The 18090-nt window shown below is 59.3% G+C and carries 17 protein-coding genes and 2 tRNA genes; 12 read left to right on the top strand and 7 right to left on the bottom strand.

The window, feature by feature from the left end:
• Positions 1–4 precede the first annotated feature (4 nt).
• Both aroB and B7X90_RS04310 read right to left on the bottom strand, forming a co-directional pair.
• Positions 5–1111, bottom strand: a complete 1107-nt coding sequence (aroB, locus tag B7X90_RS04315; protein ID WP_292622042.1) for a 3-dehydroquinate synthase — start codon at positions 1109–1111, stop codon at positions 5–7.
• Entirely contained in the window at positions 1102–1683 is a 582-nt protein-coding gene (locus B7X90_RS04310) for a shikimate kinase (RefSeq protein WP_292622039.1), read from the bottom strand. The genes aroB and B7X90_RS04310 overlap by 10 nt, the downstream gene beginning before the upstream one ends.
• 235 nt (positions 1684–1918) lie before the next feature.
• Here B7X90_RS04310 and B7X90_RS04305 point away from each other — a divergent pair, with 235 nt between their 5' ends.
• The 4 genes from B7X90_RS04305 (at position 1919) to B7X90_RS04290 (ending at position 7354) form a co-directional block, all read left to right on the top strand.
• The gene (locus tag B7X90_RS04305) at positions 1919–3841 is read left to right on the top strand and encodes a hypothetical protein (protein ID WP_292622035.1); all 1923 of its coding nucleotides are present in this window, start codon (positions 1919–1921) and stop codon (positions 3839–3841) included.
• 4 nt (positions 3842–3845) lie between these two features.
• A complete protein-coding gene (locus B7X90_RS04300) occupies positions 3846–4727 on the top strand; it encodes a tyrosine recombinase (RefSeq protein ID WP_292622032.1) in 882 nt (293 codons plus the stop codon).
• Positions 4728–4778: 51 nt separating this feature from the next.
• Positions 4779–5735, top strand: a complete 957-nt coding sequence (locus B7X90_RS04295) for an acetyl-CoA carboxylase carboxyltransferase subunit alpha (RefSeq protein WP_292622029.1) — start codon at positions 4779–4781, stop codon at positions 5733–5735.
• A gap of 134 nt (positions 5736–5869) precedes the next feature.
• Positions 5870–7354, top strand: coding sequence for a M48 family metalloprotease (locus tag B7X90_RS04290; RefSeq protein ID WP_292622026.1), 1485 nt, complete (start codon positions 5870–5872; stop codon positions 7352–7354).
• Positions 7355–7465: 111 nt separating this feature from the next.
• Here the strand turns inward: B7X90_RS04290 and B7X90_RS04285 are convergent, their stop codons facing one another.
• Both B7X90_RS04285 and B7X90_RS04280 read right to left on the bottom strand, forming a co-directional pair.
• Positions 7466–7645: a Flp family type IVb pilin gene (locus B7X90_RS04285; RefSeq protein WP_292622023.1), complete on the bottom strand. Its 180-nt coding sequence runs from the start codon at positions 7643–7645 to the stop codon at positions 7466–7468.
• Positions 7646–7746: 101 nt separating this feature from the next.
• On the bottom strand, positions 7747–7926 hold the full coding sequence (locus B7X90_RS04280; RefSeq protein WP_292622020.1) for a Flp family type IVb pilin: 180 nt from the start codon (positions 7924–7926) through the stop codon (positions 7747–7749).
• A gap of 58 nt (positions 7927–7984) precedes the next feature.
• On the opposite strand from B7X90_RS04280, the gene B7X90_RS04275 reads away from it, so the two are divergent.
• The 7 genes from B7X90_RS04275 to B7X90_RS04245 all read left to right on the top strand — a co-directional run bounded on the left by B7X90_RS04275 (position 7985) and on the right by B7X90_RS04245 (position 12833).
• Entirely contained in the window at positions 7985–8449 is a 465-nt protein-coding gene (locus tag B7X90_RS04275; RefSeq protein ID WP_292622017.1) for a (deoxy)nucleoside triphosphate pyrophosphohydrolase, read from the top strand.
• Between the two features lie 15 nt (positions 8450–8464).
• A tRNA-Arg gene (locus B7X90_RS04270) sits at positions 8465–8541 on the top strand.
• Between the two features lie 35 nt (positions 8542–8576).
• Positions 8577–8653, top strand: a tRNA-Arg gene (locus B7X90_RS04265).
• A 235-nt stretch (positions 8654–8888) separates the two neighbouring features.
• The gene (gene pdhA, locus B7X90_RS04260; protein WP_292622014.1) at positions 8889–10049 is read left to right on the top strand and encodes a pyruvate dehydrogenase (acetyl-transferring) E1 component subunit alpha; all 1161 of its coding nucleotides are present in this window, start codon (positions 8889–8891) and stop codon (positions 10047–10049) included.
• A 1-nt stretch (position 10050) separates the two neighbouring features.
• The gene (locus B7X90_RS04255) at positions 10051–11427 is read left to right on the top strand and encodes a pyruvate dehydrogenase complex E1 component subunit beta (RefSeq protein WP_292622011.1); all 1377 of its coding nucleotides are present in this window, start codon (positions 10051–10053) and stop codon (positions 11425–11427) included.
• A 249-nt stretch (positions 11428–11676) separates the two neighbouring features.
• Complete coding sequence (locus B7X90_RS04250; protein WP_292622008.1) at positions 11677–12264, top strand: hypothetical protein; 588 nt, start codon at positions 11677–11679, stop codon at positions 12262–12264.
• Between the two features lie 92 nt (positions 12265–12356).
• Positions 12357–12833 carry an EF-hand domain-containing protein gene (locus B7X90_RS04245; protein ID WP_292622005.1) on the top strand — a complete coding sequence of 159 codons (477 nt, stop codon included), beginning with the start codon at positions 12357–12359 and terminating at the stop codon, positions 12831–12833.
• A gap of 6 nt (positions 12834–12839) precedes the next feature.
• On the opposite strand, the gene trmFO is transcribed toward B7X90_RS04245, so the two are convergent.
• The gene (gene trmFO, locus B7X90_RS04240; protein ID WP_292622001.1) at positions 12840–14207 is read right to left on the bottom strand and encodes a methylenetetrahydrofolate--tRNA-(uracil(54)-C(5))-methyltransferase (FADH(2)-oxidizing) TrmFO; all 1368 of its coding nucleotides are present in this window, start codon (positions 14205–14207) and stop codon (positions 12840–12842) included.
• Here trmFO and B7X90_RS04235 point away from each other — a divergent pair.
• Positions 14199–14939, top strand: a complete 741-nt coding sequence (locus tag B7X90_RS04235; protein WP_292621998.1) for a lysoplasmalogenase — start codon at positions 14199–14201, stop codon at positions 14937–14939. The genes trmFO and B7X90_RS04235 overlap by 9 nt on opposite strands.
• Here B7X90_RS04235 and B7X90_RS04230 read toward each other — a convergent pair.
• Together B7X90_RS04230 and gyrA are read right to left on the bottom strand one after the other, a co-directional pair.
• Positions 14917–15270, bottom strand: coding sequence for a DUF952 domain-containing protein (locus tag B7X90_RS04230; RefSeq protein WP_292621995.1), 354 nt, complete (start codon positions 15268–15270; stop codon positions 14917–14919). The two genes, B7X90_RS04235 and B7X90_RS04230, sit on opposite strands and share 23 nt — an antisense overlap.
• The gene (gene gyrA, locus B7X90_RS04225) at positions 15267–18032 is read right to left on the bottom strand and encodes a DNA gyrase subunit A (RefSeq protein ID WP_292621992.1); all 2766 of its coding nucleotides are present in this window, start codon (positions 18030–18032) and stop codon (positions 15267–15269) included. The genes B7X90_RS04230 and gyrA overlap by 4 nt, the downstream gene beginning before the upstream one ends.
• Positions 18033–18090 lie beyond the last annotated feature (58 nt).

The following is an 18090-nucleotide window of genomic DNA, read 5'->3' as shown; positions in this document are numbered from 1 at the left end:
CTTTTCATCGCGCCATTTCTTCATCAAGGAAGGCACCGATTTCGCCAAGGTCTACATCCTTGGCCAAGAACGTCTGGCCGATTCCACGCATAAGCAGGAACGGCAAAGTGCCCGCATCCATTTTCTTATCGTGGAGCATATGGTCGGCAAGCGACCGACCGTCGCAGTCCAACTCCAAAGCCTTCATTGAAGAGGGCAGACCGATGCCGCCGATATGCGCAGCAATGCGTGCTGCATCCTGCCCGGACATCAGCCCCTGACGTGCTGAAAAACGCGCTGCCAGCACGATGCCCAAAGCCACGCCTTCACCGTGCAGCAGGCGCTCTGAGAAACCTGTCTCGGCTTCCAGCGCATGGCCAAAAGTGTGGCCGAGGTTGAGTAACGCGCGAACCCCGACGGTTTCCTTCTCGTCTGCCGCAACGATCCGTGCCTTGGCCGCCACGCTTTTGGCAATCGCCGTTTCGCGCGCAGACGGGTCCCCTGCCAGCAGCTTTGCGCCATTGGCTTCGCACCATTCAAAGAATTGCGCGTCATCGATCAGGCCGTACTTCACCACTTCGGCATAACCTGCGCGCGTATCGCGCAACGGCAACGTATCCAGCGCAAGCGGATCGGCCAGCACTAGCGATGGTTGGTGGAAGGCGCCAACGAGGTTCTTGCCCGCAGGCGTGTTGATTGCTGTTTTGCCGCCCACGCTCGAATCCACCTGGGCTAGCAGGGTGGTAGGGATCTGGATGAACCCGCAGCCACGTTTGACCATCGAGGCCGCAAAGCCGGTCAAGTCACCGACTACGCCGCCGCCCAGTGCAACAATGTTGTCCTTGCGTTCAACTTCTTGTACGAGCAGCCAGTCAATGACACGAGCAAGTTGCTCCCAGCTCTTGGTCGCTTCGCCAGCAGGCAGGATCAGCCAATTGCTGACCACGCCTACAGCGGCAAACGAGGCTTCAACTTTCGTCCGCCATGCAGCAGCGACGTTTTCGTCGGTCACAATCGCTACGCGATTCTTGCGCAAGAACGGTCGGCAATGTTCGCCAGCGCGTTCGAGCAGACCTGTTTCGATCCTTACATCATAGGGCGCACCTGCGATGGCAACAGAAACTACAGCCATTGGTCGATTGCCTTCAGGATTTTGGTTGCAGTGACATGATGCGGTTGAGCCCCGCTGACTACGTGGATCGGGGCCTGAGAGTAGAACGGCGCGCGATCATTCTTGAGCCGTGTCAGAATCTCACGCGGATCACCACTTTTGAGCAATGGGCGATTGTCCTTTCGGCCAACGCGCTCGATCAGGGTTTCGACATCGCAGTCGAGCCAGATGGCAATTCCCTTGTCCAGCAACAGCGCGCGCGTGCCATCATCGCAGAATGCGCCGCCTCCCGTAGATAAGACTTTCCGGTCTGTATGCCGACCGCTGCCAACAAGGCGTGCAATCACCCGGCGTTCGCCATCCCGGAAATATGGCTCGCCATACGTTTCGAAGATTTCAGGAATGGGCATGTGGGCGGCGCGTTCAATTTCCTCGTCAGCGTCAACGAAAGGCAGATGCAGCATCGATGCCAGCTTGCGGCCCACAGTGGTTTTGCCCACGCCCATCATGCCGACCAGCACCAGTGGCCGATCAATCCGGCGCGCGATGCGGCCGATTTCCGGTAAGCTGAGGAAGGCCGCTTCTTGTTCCATTGCCGCGCCGCCTATACTTGCGCTAGTGCCGGTTGCAAGTATCGCCTGAAGTGTCGCAACCGCCGGGCATGGCCTGGCCGCAAACCGGATGCGTGTGAATGAAGAAGCTTGCGGTGGTCGGTGCAGTCGCACTGATTGCAATTTTGTCAGTAGCATGGATCAAAGGTGGGGCGCAGCCAATGCAGTGGATCGAACAGCCGGTAAGGCCGGGAACTGCACCTGCTGGAGCTTCTAGATGATTCGCAATCGCTTCCTCTGGTTGGGCAGTGCGGCTGCACTGGCCGCTGTTTCGGGCACTCTGTTTGCGCAGGAATCACTGCTACCACCGGGTTTCGACACTCCTCCCCAACAATCGCGGCCCGCGCCGCAACGCACGAATGCCCCGGCCCGTAGCCCGGCGACTGCCCCGCGCACGACTCCCACTGCGCCGAGCACAGCCCAGTCCGCAGCAAGCCAGAGCACGGCATCTTCGGCGCCCAGTGTCGCAACTACGGCGACGCCGGTGATCCAGCCATTGCCAAGCGGAGGGGGGGCACCGTCTGGAAGTGGCGGTGGTTTGAGCGATGAGGCCTTGCTCAACTCGATCGATCCCGCACTTCTTGCCAAGGTGATCGAATCTGCGCGGCCAAAGTCTGACATTCCCCCCGCGGGCCAACGCAGCCTCGCTCGCGTTGGCGTCATTGACCAAAGCGACGGTGGGTTCCCTGCGCTGTCGACCCATTATCTCAACGGTGCGTTCGTCGAAGGTGTGATCGGCAAGATGCGCGGGCGGTTCGTCTCGCGCTGGGGGCATATCCTTGCACGGCGCGTGCTCGCCAGCAGGCTGGCCACCCCGGTTGGCATGAACGGGGCCGACTGGGCGGCAATGCGGGCTCAACTGCTTCTAAGAATGGGCGAAGCGGAAGCTGCCCGTGGCATGGTCCAATCGGTCGATAGCGGGAATTTTACCCGGGGACTTGAGGACGCAGCGCTTGTCAGTTTCATGGCCACAGCCGATCCGGTCGGCCTCTGCCCCATTACTGCGCTCACTGCGTCCGCGCGCCCCGGCAATGAATGGGATATGATTCGTGCGATCTGTTCGGCGTTTGCCAACGAAAGCTCGAACGCGATGTCGCAGCTTGACCGTGCCATGCGGCAGGGCAAGGGCAGCAAGATCGACATTTTGCTCGCGCAGAAATTTGCAGGTGCTGCCACAAACGTGCGCCGCGCAGTAAAAATCGAGTGGGAAGACGTTGAAGCGCTGACGCCTTGGAGCATCGGCTTGTCCTTTGCCACGGGCATTGAACCGCCACAGGCCCTGCGCGACAAAGCCGGTGCAAATTACGCGTTGCTGGCAGCGCGCGCCCCCATGCTGCCGCTGAAATCCCGTGCCGGTGCTGCGGATGTGGCTGCCGCACGGGGACTGCTGTCTGCACGGGCGATGGTTGATCTATACAGCGAACTCTACGCCGAGCGTGAAGGCGGCAACGATCAACCTGACGAATGGTCAGGCCGGGCTGAGACGCTTCGAAAAGCGTATGTTGCTGCGGAGCAAAGTGAACGGCTTGAGGCGATCCGCACGCTTTGGGGGGATGGAAGCGATCCAGATCGCGCGTTTTCAGGGCTTGTTCTGACATCTTACGCGGCTGCACGGGTGCTGCCCGGTGAGGATGTGGCTGACAGTGCAGCACCCCTGATTGCCTCAATGTTGACCGCGGGGCTTGATCGCAACGCGCTGAAATGGGCACCGTTCTGCCCGGTTGGCAGCGAAGCGTGGGGCCTGCTGGTTCTCGCCAACCCGGGGCGGTCCAATCAGGTAAACAGTGAAGGCCTCAATGCTTTTGCATCCGATGATGAATCGGGAGGGGCGTTGCGGTCACAATTCCTGGTAGCTGGTTTGATGGGCCTCGAACGTGTCGATCAGGCAGCCGCCCGCGACTTTGCCGGCAAGTTTGATCTCGATCTGGGCCGGAAAACGCGATGGACAAGTGCAATCGAAAGCGCGGCAGCATCAAACAATCAGGCACTGGTCGCGCTGCTCGCGGCGTTCGGTATGCAGGGAGAGCGCTGGGACCGGATGACTCCGTTGCATCTGTACCACATCGTGTCAGCACTACATCGGGTGGGGCTGGATGGCGAAGCGCGGATGATCGCTGCTGAAGCCGTCTCACGCGTTTGATCCGGTGAAGGCCAAAGCCGAAGCTGCGGTGGAGAGCTTTCTGGCAATGTTGGCGGCGCAGCGCGGGGCTGCGGCCAATACGCTTTCTGCCTATCGCCGGGATTTGACGGGAGCCGCTGACTTGATCGGGCCGCTGGCAGAGGCCACGCGAGCCGATGTCACACGCCTCGGCGAAGCATGGATCGATCTTGCGCCGTCATCGTTGGCAAGAAAATCATCGGCATTGCGGCAATTCTACGGATTTCTGGTGGATGAGGGGATCAGGGCAGATGATCCGTCACCAGCTTTGCCTCGCCCACGCATTCGGCGACCACTCCCCCGGCTGCTGGGGCATGAGGAAGTGGCGTCGCTATTTCACACAGCCGAAGAAGATGCCGCTGGCGGCACGCCAGAGGGATTGCGATTGCTCGCATTTCTCGAGCTGCTGTATGGATCAGGCCTGCGCGCAACTGAACTCGTTTCGTTGCCGCTTGCCTCTGTGCCGCGCGACGCGCCGTTCCTGACTATAGTGGGTAAAGGGGGCGTTCAGCGCATGGTGCCAATCTCGGCCCGCGCCGCGCGCGCGCTAGCGGCCTGGTTGGTGGTGAGAGGGAAAGGTGGACGTTTTGTCTTTCCGTCCCCTCGCGGTGGACATCTTTCACGCGTACGGCTGTTTCAGTTGCTGCGCGACCTGGCGTTGAGGGCCGGGCTTGATCCAGAGAAAGTCAGCCCGCACGTGCTCCGACATGCTTTTGCTACGCATCTGCTTGAGGGAGGAGCGGACCTGCGTGTGCTTCAGACACTGCTGGGTCACGCTGATATTGCTACCACACAGATATACACGCACGTTGATTCGGCGCGGCTTGTCACTCTGGTCAACCAGCGTCATCCGCTTGCGCGTGGCTGACCATGTCCCCAGGAGTTGACCAAATCAACGGTCACGCCTAGCGGAAGTGCCATGATTTCCTATCTCGAGTTCGAAAAGCCGGTCGCCGCGCTCGAAGCCCGCATTGCTGAACTGCGCGAGACTGCGCAGGGCGGTGATATTGACATCACGTCAGAGATCCGGCGGCTTGAAAACAAGTCTGCCGAGCTTCTGGCCAGCACCTACCGTGCGTTGACGCCGTGGCAGAAAACGCAAGTCGCCCGCCACCCGGCACGTCCACACTTCAAGGACTATGTCAGCCGGATTTTCACCGATTTCATGCCTTTGGGGGGGGACCGTCTCTACGGCGAGGATCAGGCCATCATCGGAGGCTTTGCCAAGCTCGCGCCAGAATTCGGCGGGCAGCGAGTTATGGTGATCGGCCACGAAAAGGGCCATGATACGCAAAGCCGCATCCGCCACAACTTTGGTATGGGCAAGCCGGAAGGTTATCGCAAAGCGATCCGCCTGATGGAAATGGCAAGCCGATTCGGCCTGCCCGTCGTGACACTGGTCGATACATCGGGCGCGTTTCCCGGGGTGGAGGCCGAAGAGCGTGGTCAGGCAGAAGCGATTGCCCGGTCAACTGAAGCTTGCCTTGCCCTCGGCGTGCCGATGGTCGCGACGATCGTGGGTGAGGGCGGATCGGGCGGCGCGGTTGCACTGGCGAGCGCTGAGCGCGTGTTGATGCTCGAACATGCGGTGTATTCGGTCATCTCGCCCGAAGGCTGCGCGTCGATTCTTTGGCGGACTTCCGAAAAGGCTGCTGACGCTGCCGAAGCGATGAAGGTGACTGCACAGGATTTGCATGGTCTGGGCGTGATCGACCGTATCGTTCGAGAACCAGTCGGAGGCGCGCATCGCGATCCTGAGGCCACATGCGTAACGTTGGGCAACGCAATTTCAGAAGAACTCGGCGGTCTCATCGGGAAATCGGCAGACGAACTTCGTAATCTTCGAGCAGAGCGATTTCTCCGAATCGGTGCCTGAAGCGGTAAGGCCGCTGGCATTCGGGAACCGGATTTGCGACAAAGCGCTTGAGTGGCACGTTACGGGGCTAGCCAGCAGTATCTGGTCATTCTCGTCGCCATTTCTGCCTGCTTGTCGAGACCGGAGAGAACCACATGCCAATTGCCCGCAATTCTCGCGCTGCCTTGCTGACCGTTACCATAGTGGCGGCTTCGGTTCTGCCAGCCTGGGTGCTGGAAACCGGCAGTGCCGCAAATGCGCAAGGGGCAGTCCAGTCCATCAGCGCCGCCGACAAGAAGCAGGGCGCCGAAGCCCATCCTCAGCTATTGCAGGAATTCGGCGGCCCGATGACCGGCGCGCAGGCAGCCTATGTGGAGCAGGTTGGAAAGACGATTGCAGTCCAGTCGGGCTTGAGCAACGCAAAGGGCGATTTCACTGTCACCCTGCTCAATTCCCCCGTGAACAACGCCTTCGCGATTCCCGGCGGCTATGTTTACGTCACTCGGCAACTCGCAGCATTGATGAACAACGAGGCTGAGCTTGCTGGTGTGCTTGGTCATGAAGTAGGCCATGTCGCGGCCCGGCATTCTAACAAGCGGCAGAGCGCGGCAACGCGCAATTCAATCCTCGGCGCGCTTGGTTCGGTTCTCGCGGGCGCAGTGCTGGGCAACAGCGCGCTGGGCAAGATCGGACAGGAGATTTTCTCTACCGGCAGCCAGCTACTTACGCTGAAATATTCGCGCGGGCAGGAAACCGAAGCCGACAACCTTGGCATCACCTACCTCCAGCGGGCAGGTTATGATCCGCGCGCGATGTCGTCCGTATTGCAAAGCCTGGCCAACCAGAACGCGCTGGATGCGGCGATCAAGGGTACAGGTAATCAGGTGCCGCAGTGGGCAAGCACACACCCCGATCCAGCCTCGCGCGTTCGCGCGGCTTTAAGCCGAGCTGGCGCGTCGAAGGCCGGGCGGACGAACCGCGATGTGTTTCTGAACAGCATCAACGGGCTGACCTACGGCGATGATCCGGCGCAGGGTATCGTTGATGGATCACGCTTCACGCACCCGTCATTGCGTCTCGCGTTTCAGGCACCAAACGGGTTCTACCTAGTGAACGGCACCCGCTCAGTTTCCATCTCCGGCCAAAGCGGGAAGGGCGAGTTTTCAAGCGCCAGCTACAGCGGCAACCTCGAAAGCTACATCCGCACCGTGTTTTCGGGTCTTTCGAGCCAGCAGCAATTAGCCCCGCAAACGATTGAGCGGACGACGGTCAACGGATTGAAAGCAGCATATGGCACTGCGCGTGCAACGAGCGGTAACGGGCAGGTTGATATAATGGTCTATGCCTACGAATTCGGCCCCAACCAAGCTTATCATTTTGCGACAATGAGCCAAGCTGGTCAGTCATCGCAATTCGATTCGCTGTTCCGGTCGTTTCGTCGGATCAATGCCAGCGAGGCCACAACCATCAAACCTCGCCGCCTGACACTTGCAACTGTAAAGTCTGGCGACACCGTGCAATCGCTATCCGCGAAGATGGCTTTCAGCGACAGGCCGCTTGAGCGCTTTCTCGTACTCAACGGTATGACATCGTCAAGCAAGCTAACGACAGGGCAGAAGGTAAAGCTGGTCGTTTATTGAGCTTGAACGCTCCTTCACGCGCTTCACTCATGTGTCGCAACCAAAAAAGGGGAGGCCAAGTCGGCCTCCCCTTCAATTGACGGGCACACTGGTGCCTAGCCATCCAGCCTGTTAGGCGGTCGGGCTAGCTTCTTCCATCTCGTCAGAAACGTTGTTGAAGGTGTTACCCAGCGAGTCACCCAGCGAACCCATAGCGGCGATCGCGGCGACAGCGACGAGGGCAGCGATCAGGCCATATTCGATTGCCGTCGCGCCTTCGTTGTTGGCGAGCAGGTTGCGGAAAAGCTTCATTTCGGTCTCCTAGAGTGTAAAGTTTCTTCTTCCCGTCCTGCTCCAAACTTTGTCCCCGGAGCAGGCCTTCGCATCATTACGTACCAAAGCCTAAGAAGGCGTTAAACGTGTTCAGCAATCTCGGTATTCTCGTCGACAGTGAGATAAAGGTTGAACATCGCATCGCCGAACGACTTCATGCCAAAGACCATAGCCATGCCAATCAATGCGATCAGCAAGCCGTATTCGATGGCTGTTGCGCCGCCTTCATCGCGGAAAAGGTCTTGAAGCAAGGTCTTCATTATTGTTCCTAGAAAGCGGCAGGGTGAATGCTACGCTCGGATCCCTAAGAAAGCGTTGATGGTTCCCATGAGTATGGAAAGTCTTCCGACAGTGCAGATCGTGGTCGCGCTGGCGTTATTTGACCGGGCAGGGCGAGTGCTGTTGCAACAGCGCCCTCGAAACAAAGTACACGGCGGGCTCTGGGAGTTTCCTGGGGGTAAGGTAGAGGCAGGGGAAAGCTGCGAAAGGGCGCTTGTAAGGGAAACCGACGAGGAGCTTGGGGTGGCCGTGGATGTTGCTGATATTTCTCCGATTTTTTTCGCAATCGAACCGCCAAGTGACAGTAAGCGGCAGGTGCTCCTCCTGCTGTTCGGTGCTCGCAATTGGCATGGGGAGCCACGAGCGCTGGAAGCTGGTAGTACCATTGCATGGGTCACGCGCGATGAGATGGTGTCCCTGCCGATGCCGCCACTTGATGTCCCTCTGGCGCAGGCGGTGATTCCTTTTCTGGAAGGGGTTGCCAAAGCCGAAACACCCCCCTAAAGGCGCGTCTCCCAAGCACCCGTAGCTCAGCTGGATAGAGCATCAGACTACGAATCTGAGGGCCGGGCGTTCGAATCGCTCCGGGTGCACCATTCCCTTCGGGGGTTGGTAGGGAATGAATTGGTGGGCACCCGTAGCTCAGCTGGATAGAGCATCAGACTACGAATCTGAGGGCCGGGCGTTCGAATCGCTCCGGGTGCACCATTCATAGATCACGCTGAAAAAGGCCCGCCCTGAGCGGGCCTTTTTCGTTTTGCCTACCTCGCCTCGTGCTGCGAGCGCGAAGCGGAAACCATATTGGCACGCGAATGTTGCATAGGTATCCGCAAAAGGTTCGCATCTGTCGAACGCCGTTGCGATTGCGGCGCTGTCGAGTATAGGCTGCTAGCGCATTCCGGACGTTACGGAACGTGAGGCTGCCAGAAAAGGAAACCCAGACTTGGCAAAGTCCGCCAGGCCCAGTGCCGCCAAACCCGTTGCCGCTAAACCTGCGAACCAAACTGCTGCAAAGCCAAGAGCTTCCCGCGCAGCAAAGCCAGCGGCAGAGCCAACCATTGCATCGTCAGTAGCCGAGGAAGCTGCGTTCGCATTGCGAAGCCTTCAACAGGCTCACGCAAACCACAAGCGCTATGATGCCAGCGACGAGGAATTGCTGAAGTTCTACGAGCAGATGGTCTTGATTCGCCGATTCGAGGAAAAGGCGGGTCAGCTTTATGGCCTAGGTTTGATCGGCGGCTTCTGTCATCTGTACATCGGGCAGGAAGCGGTTGCGGTCGGCCTGCAGTCGGCGCTTGATGAAGGGCATGACAGCGTCATTACCGGCTACCGAGATCACGGCCACATGCTCGCCTATGGCATTGATCCCAAGGTGATCATGGCTGAACTGACCGGTCGCGGTGCGGGCATTTCGCACGGCAAGGGTGGCTCGATGCATATGTTCAGTACTGAGCATAAGTTTTACGGCGGCCACGGCATCGTCGGCGCACAAGTGCCGCTGGGGGCAGGGCTTGCCTTTGCACACAAGTATCGCGGCGATGGCGGTGTTTGCATGGCCTACTTCGGCGATGGTGCGTCGAATCAGGGCCAAGTCTATGAAACGTTCAACATGGCAGCGCTGTGGAAGCTGCCGATCATCTTTGTGGTCGAAAACAACGGCTATGCGATGGGTACAGCGGTTAAGCGCGGCTCGGCCGAAACGCATTTCTATCGCCGTGGCACTGCATTCCGCATCCCCGGCATGGACGTGAACGGCATGGACGTTCTCGAAGTGCGTCAGGCTGCCGAAGTGGCGTTGGAGTATGTTCGCGCGGGCAATGGTCCGGTGCTGATGGAACTGAAGACATACCGCTATCGCGGTCACTCGATGTCAGATCCTGCCAAGTATCGCAGCCGTGAAGAAGTGCAGGACATGCGCGACAATCACGATCCGATCGAAGGGGCTAAGGCCGAACTGCTGAAGCGCGGCGTGACCGAGGAAAAGATCAAGGAAATCGACAAGCGCATTCGTCAGACCGTCGCGGAATCGGCCGACTTTGCCGAAACCTCGCCCGAGCCGGAAATGGCCGAGCTTTATACCGACGTGCTGGTGGAGACCTATTGAGATGGCCATCGAACTGAAGATGCCCGCCCTCTCCCCCACGATGGAGGAGGGCACACTCGCCAAGTGGCTGGTCAAGGCCGGAGATGAGGTTAAGTCCGGCGACATTCTCGCCGAGATTGAGACTGACAAGGCAACGATGGAATTCGAAGCCGTCGATGAGGGCGTGATTGGTGAAATCCTTGTCGTCGAAGGCACCGAAGGCGTGAAGGTCGGCGCAGTCATCGCCACGATCAACGGAGAGGCTGATGACGCATCTCCAACTCCAGCAATTGAAAAGAAGCCTGCCGAAGACGCCGCACCTGTAGTTCAGGACGTGAAAGCGAAGGCTGCTGCAGCCATCACGCCTAAGTCAGACCTTAAGCCTGCTGTCGATCCAGAATTGCCCGCAGGCACGGCGATGGTTCCGACCACCGTGCGCGAAGCTTTGCGCGATGCGATGGCCGAAGAAATGCGTGCAGACAGCCGCGTCTTCGTGATGGGCGAAGAAGTGGCCGAATATCAGGGGGCCTACAAGGTCACGCAGGGCTTGCTCGATGAATTCGGGCCTGATCGCGTGATCGACACGCCGATTACCGAGTATGGCTTTGCCGGCATCGGTACTGGTGCTGCGATGGGAGGCCTGCGTCCGATCATCGAGTTCATGACGTTCAATTTCGCCATGCAGGCGATTGACCACATCATCAACTCTGCTGCCAAGACCAACTACATGTCGGGCGGCCAAATGCGGTGCCCGATCGTGTTTCGCGGCCCCAACGGTGCAGCGAGCCGCGTTGGCGCACAGCACTCGCAGAACTATGGTCCGTGGTACGCAAGCGTTCCTGGCCTTGTCGTCATTGCACCGTACGATGCCGCCGATGCCAAGGGTCTGCTACGCGCAGCAATCCGCAGCGAAGATCCGGTCGTGTTCCTTGAAAACGAACTGGTCTATGGACGCACGTTCGATGTCCCCAAGCTTGACGATTTCGTCCTGCCGATCGGCAAGGCGCGAATTGTGCGTGAGGGGAAGGACGTGACGATCGTGTCCTACTCAATCGGTGTTGGCTTTGCATTGGAAGCAGCTTCCAAGCTCGCCGAGGAAGGCATTGACGCTGAAGTGATCGATCTGCGCACTTTGCGTCCGCTCGATACGGCTACAGTTCTGGCTTCGCTTGCCAAGACCAACCGTATGGTTGTGGCCGAAGAAGGCTTCCCGATCTGCTCGATCGCGTCGGAGATTATCACCGTTGCGATGGAGCAGGGATTTGACCACCTCGACGCGCCGGTCCTGCGCGTGTGCAATGAGGACGTGCCGCTTCCATACGCGGCAAATCTCGAACAGGCGGCATTGATAAATGCCGATAAAATTGCGGCGGCTGTTCATCAGGTCTGTTATCGCTGATAGAGCACGCGCATCGCTGGATTGGAGCGGGGGCATCGACACAGTCGTTGCCCCCGCTTTGTTAAATTGGCTAGATCACGAAGTGCCGTGCTACTTGATTCAACGGAAGAGCAACATCGTTAGCTCTTGACCTGTTTGGAACCGCATATGCCGCGTTAGCCAATGGCAAGTTACTTCAGTGGTGTTTCCACAATTTTGCCAGATTCTTTTGGAGCACGCGCAACTTCAAGCTTGCGAGGCTTTCTATCAATGCAGAACATCGATATGGTTTCAGACGATGCCATCGCCCCGGTGCACCGCATCGCGCTCGCCTATGCTCCGAAATCAGCCCGCGCGGCGTGGTTGGCGCTGCTGCAGTTTGAAAGCAAGCTTGCCGATGCAGCCCGGCCTGGTCGTGATCCGATCATGGTGCAACTGCGTCTGGCATGGTGGCGAGACAGGCTGGCTGAATCCCCTGAACGCTGGCCCGTGAGTGAACCGGTCTTGGCACGTCTCACAGCGTGGAAGGGCAAACATCAAGGACTGTTGCCACTAGTCGACGGATGGGAAGCCCATGTAGTTGGCGAAGATGGTGGCCGTGAATTGGCAGAGGGCCGCATAAAGGCCTATGCTGCATTGGCCGATCTCCTTGGCGTGACCGCGGTGGATACCGTGCGTGCTGCGGTACAACACATTGACGATCCCCACGCTGCCACTCCACTACCATCGCCTATGCCAAAAGCGATGCGCCCGCTCGCCGTACTGCGCGTCTGTGCCGTGCGAGAAGCAAAGGGTGGACAGCCAACTCCTTTTGCCGATCTTGCACGGATCGTGCGCGCAGGCCTTTTGGGGAAATAGGCAGCGAAGTTCCGCCAAAGCGGTATCATCTGCCGATGCCAGTGCGATCCTGTTCGGACTAACCTTACGTTCGAAATGGAGTGCATTCGACGATGATTCGCGGATTGCTTGGTGGCTTGGCGGCATTGATGCTCGCTGCGGCGGGGGTATTCTGGTGGCAGGGCCGGGCCGAAACAGCATTTGGCGGTGAGGTGGCTGTGCTTCCTGTTGCCGAAGCATCCGACGCTGAGCCAGAGGATTTGCCCAGCGCCGACGTGGACGGCATGATGGGTGCGGCGCCGCCAGAGGCAACCAGCGTGGGCCGCGAAACACGCCGTTTCAACCTAGTCGACAAGGATCGTGACAACCGGATAAGCCGCACCGAAATGCTCAGCGGGCGAGCGCGTGATTTCCGCAAGCTCGACAAGGACGGCAACAATCTGCTGACCTTCGATGAGTGGGCGCACACCACCATCGACAAGTTCAGCGGTGCAGACGGCAATGCAGACCTGTTTCTCACGCGTGAAGAGTTCGCCACTACCCGTCCGAAAGAACGGCCCAAGCCCAAGCCGAAGTGTGTTTGCAAATAGCAGTTTTCACGGAAGGGTCGCTACCCAAGCTGTCATGTCAGCTTTGGCTCGTTCGGTATAGGCCTCCTTGCGCGCTTTCTTCTTCACATCGTGCAGGGGAGGGAACAATCCAAAGTTGACGTTCATCGGCTGATAGGTCTCGGCCTCGGCATCGCCTGTGATATGCGAAAGCAAGGCACCCAATGCCGTCGTGCGCGGTGGCGGTGTCCAGTCGCAACCGGCAATTTCAGCTGCGGCCAGAAGCCCTGCCAGCATTCCCACCGAACCGCTCTCAACATACCCTTCGCAACCGGTAATCTGGCCTGCAAAGCGGATATGTGGTGCGGATTTCAACCGTAGTTGCCTGTCCAGCAGTGTAGGAGAATTGAGGAAGGTGTTGCGGTGCAGCCCGCCAAGCCGGGCGAATTCAGCGTGCTCCAGCCCTGGAATTGTGCGGAAAACCCGCACTTGCTCCGCGTGCTTCAATTTGGTCTGGAAGCCGACCATGTTCCACAACGTGCCCAGCTTGTTGTCCTGCCGTAACTGAACCACTGCATAGGGCCACCGACCGTTGGGGTGTTCAGGAGTTGCCCAGTGCGGATTGTCGAGACCGACCGGCTTCATCGGTCCGAAGCGCAAAGTTTCCACCCCGCGTGATGCCATGACCTCGACCGGCATACAGCCGTCAAAGTATGGTGTGTTCGCCTCCCACTCCTTGAATTCGGTCTTTTCGCCAGCCAACAGTTCTTCGTAGAAAGCGAAATACTGTTCCTTGGTCATCGGGCAGTTGATGTAGTCGCGGCCATCTCCTCCCATGGCAAGCGACGCTTCGGCTCCCTTGTCCCAGCGAGAGGCCATCCACGCCACGTCCATGTTGATTGACTCACGATAAACAATCGGCGCAATTGCATCGAAGAATGCGAGGCTGTCGGCGCCTGTCGCGGATCCGATGCTGTTGGCGAGGGCGGGAGCGGTAAGCGGTCCGGTGGCGACAATCGTCAGACCGTTGGATGGCAACACATCCACCCGTTCGCGCACGATCTCCAGTGTGGGCTGCGCGCGCAACGCAGCTTCAACTTCCGCTGAAAATACATCACGATCCACCGCGAGAGCAGAACCTGCTGGAACACGCGCTTTCTCAGCCGCTGTCATCAGCAAGCTTTCACAATCGCGCATTTCCTGATGCAGCAAGCCTACCGCGTTTTTCTCGTGATCGTCAGAACGGAACGAATTGGAACAAACTAGTTCAGCCAGCCCATCCCCGTTGTGCGCAGCGGTTGTATCCCCGCTGCCGCGCATTTCGGAAAGGCGGACCCGAATGCCGCGCCGGGCAAGCTGCCAAGCCGCTTCGCTTCCAGCCATGCCGCCGCCGATGATGTGAACCTGATGTGTCATGGCTTGCGCCTTGGCATTGTGACAGCGCTGCGGCAATACCGTCCAGTTAGCAGGGAAGGGCAGGCTTTGCCGAAACGCGCACTTATTGAAAGACGGCCGTGGCTTGTTGCCAGCCTTGTGGCTGGTGTCAGCTATTGGCTGGCCGCCAAAGGCCAGGTTCCCGGTCTGTGGTTGATACTGTGGAAGGGTGCTGGCGTCGCACTCCTAGCGGCTTACGCTTGGGCACACCATCCATCTCGAAACGCGCATCTTATCGCTGTCGTCATGGCTTTCGGGGCAGTGGGAGACATGGTGCTGGAAGTGAACTTCACTGGCGGCGCAGTGGCATTTCTGCTCGGCCACCTTGCCGCGATCTCGCTCTATGTGAAGTTCCGACGCGAGCGGCCTGCGAGCAGTCAGAAGGCTGCTGCGGTCACAACACTGCTTGCTGTTCCGCTGGTATCGTACCAGTTGACCGGCAAAACCGATGTTGCTCTCTACGCGCTAAGCCTATCCGGCATGGCCGCAGCGGCATGGCTGAGCAGCTTCCCGCGCTATCGTGTCGGCCTCGGGGCGATGATGTTCGTCACATCGGACTTGCTGATTTTCGCCCGGATGGGACCATTGGCCAAAAGCGCGTTGCCCGACCTGCTGATCTGGCCGCTATACTACTTCGGTCAATTCCTGATCTGTACCGGGGTGATCGCCTCGTTGCGGGCAAAGGGCGAATTCAGCCCGCGACCGGGAGCTTAACCCGTCCGCCCTCGTCCCGTTCCAGCGGACCATACGCTACTGCCGCACTCAGCGGCAGGTCTGCATAGATATGTGGAAACAGTTGCCCGCCGCGCGAAGGCTCCCACTTTACAGCATCACCCAGCACAGCAAGGTCTACGGCCACAACATGCAAGTCGCCTTGTCCGGCAAAGTGCTTGTCCACCGTCTCGGTCAGTTGCGTTTCGGACGACAGGTGGATGTAGCCATCTGCCAGATCGACCGGTGCGCCCTTGAACAGGCAGTCTGCCTCAAGCGCTTTCATTTCCGGTGCAGTCAGCACTTTGTAGGCGAGCAGGGGCAGGTCACTCATTCAGCCGAATCCCCGGCGTCGGATACATCCGCCACAGGTGCAACAACGGCCACGTCCTCAGCAACGTCTTCGCCAACTACACCTTCGGCAAGGCGCTCAGCGCTAACAACATGCTCACCGCTCGAAACGTTGAACAGACGCACGCCAGCACTGCCACGCCCGATGACACGCAACGTCGTCAGCGGCAGGCGGATCAACTTGGCCTGATCTGTCACCAGCATCAACTGGTCACCCTGCGTGGCCGGGAAGCTTGCCACCACCGGCCCATTGCGCGCGATGTTGTCGATGTTCGTGATGCCCTGCCCACCACGGCCCGTGCGGCGATATTCGTAGGCGGACGACAGCTTACCATAACCGTTCGCGCAGACCGTAAGGATGAACTGCTCGCGCTCGGCCATGAAGGCGTAGCGCGCCTGATCGGCCATTTCGCCTTCCTTCTCACCCTTCCACGGGGCGTAGCGGAGATACTCCTCGCGCTCTTCAGGATTGGCGCCGACGCGATGCAGGATCGAAAGCGAGATCACCTCGTCATCGCCCTTCAGGGTCATGCCACGTACACCGGTGGAGGTGCGGCTCGTGAACTCGCGCACTTCGTCTCCGGCAAAGCGGATCGCCTTGCCAGCACGGGTCGCCAGAAGCACATCATCACTTGCTTCAAGCAACGCCACGCCGATGAGCCGATCATTGCTCGGCGTGCCCTCGTCATCCGCCTCGAACTTCATCGCGAACTTGCCGTTCGATGGGATGTTGGCGAATGCATCCATCGAGTTGCGGCGCACGTTGCCCTTGGCCGTGGCAAATACCACGGACAGCTTGCCCCATTCCGCCTCGTCCTCAGGCAGCGGCAACACTGTGGCGATAGTTTCGTCCTTGTCGAGCGCTGGGAGCAAGTTAACCACCGGTCGGCCGCGCGTGGTCGGCCCGCCTTCGGGCAGGCGCCACACCTTCAGGCGATAGACCTTGCCGGCGGTGGAGAAGAACAGCACCGGCGTGTGGGTGCTGGTGACGAACATCGTCGCCACGGCATCCTCGTCCTTGGTCGCCATGCCAGAGCGACCCTTGCCGCCGCGGTTCTGTGCGCGGAAGGTTGAGAGCGGCGTGCGCTTGATGTAGCCGTCAAGTGTGATCGTGACGACCATGTCTTCACGCTCGATCAGATCTTCGTCTTCAATGCCATCGGCAGGCGCGGTGATCTCGGACCGGCGCGGCGTGGCAAATGCCTGACGCACCGCCAGCAGTTCCTCGCGCATCACGGCGAACAATTTGAGCCGGTCCGCCAGAATCGATAGCAGTTCGGAAATCGTCCGGGAAAGACCTTCCAGTTCATCGCCAATTTCGTCGCGACCCAGCGCTGTCAGGCGATGCAGGCGCAGGTCGAGGATCGCCCGGACTTGAATCTCGGAAAGGCGATATGTTGCGGAATCGACCGAACCCATGTCTTCGATGGCTTCGACCAGCCTGATGTATGGCGCGATCTCACCCATCGGCCATTCGCGCGTGATCAGCGCCTCGCGCGCAATTGATGGGTTCGACGAGCCACGGATGATCCGCACCACCTCATCAAGGTTGGTCACCGCAATCACCAGCCCAAGCAGGATATGTGCCCGATCCCGCGCCTTGTTCAGTTCAAACTTGGTGCGCCGTGTGATGACTTCTTCACGGAAGCGAACAAACGCTTCGATGATGTCCTTGAGGTTGAGCACCTCTGGCCGTCCGCCACGGATCGCCAGCATGTTCGCCGGAAAGCTCGATTGCGCGGGCGTGTTGCGCCACAACTGGTTCAAAACAACTTCCGGCGTCGCATCACGTTTCAGGTCGATGACCACGCGCACGCCTTCACGGTTCGATTCATCGCGGATGTCCGAGATACCCTCGATCCGCTTGTCCTTGGCGGCCTCGGCAATCTTCTCGACCAGCCCGGACTTGCCGACCTGATAGGGAATGCTCGTCAGCACGATCGAGCGGCGGTCACCCCGGCTCTCTTCGATCGTGTGCCGCGCCCGCATGATGATCGAGCCGCGGCCTTCATGATAGGCCTTACGCGCGCCCGCCGTGCCGAGGATCAGCGGCGCAGTAGGAAAGTCAGGCGCTGGGATGATCTGGATCAACTCATCAATCGTGATCAGCGGGTTGTCCATATAGGCCAGACAGCCGTCGATCACTTCGCCCAGATTGTGCGGCGGAATGTTCGTCGCCATGCCGACGGCGATGCCACCGGCACCGTTGACCAGCAGGTTGGGGAACCTAGCGGGCAAAACCTGCGGTTCGTGCTCCGACCCGTCATAGTTCGGCGTGAAATCGACCGTGTCTTTTTCAATGTCCGCCAGCAGCGAATCCGCCACCTTCGCCAGACGCGCCTCGGTATAGCGCATCGACGCCGGCGGATCGGGGTCCATCGAACCGAAGTTGCCTTGCCCATCGAGCAGCGGCAGGCGCATCGACCAGTCCTGCGTCATGCGTGCCAGCGCATCGTAGATCGCGCTGTCGCCATGCGGGTGATACTTGCCCATGCAATCGCCGACGATACGCGCCGATTTGCGATAGGCCTTGGTCGAAACGAACCCGTTTTCGTGGCTGGTCCACAAGATGCGACGATGGACTGGCTTCAAACCGTCACGCACATCAGGCAATGCACGGCTCACGATCACGCTCATCGCGTAATCGAGATAGCTGGTCTTCATCTCGTCGACGATGTCGATCCGCTGGAACTCGCCTTCCGGGGCGGGGGCAGGGGGGTCGATGATCGTGGTGTCGTCGCTCACTGGAACAGCTTTTCGTTATAATGACAAAGGGCGGACAAAGTCCCTAGCCCCATTGCCC

It is taken from the genome of Novosphingobium sp. 17-62-19 (assembly GCF_002256775.1).
GTDB lineage: Bacteria > Pseudomonadota > Alphaproteobacteria > Sphingomonadales > Sphingomonadaceae > Novosphingobium.
The sequence above is the reverse complement of the archived record's forward strand: the minus strand, read 5'-3'. Positions and strand labels throughout refer to the sequence as shown.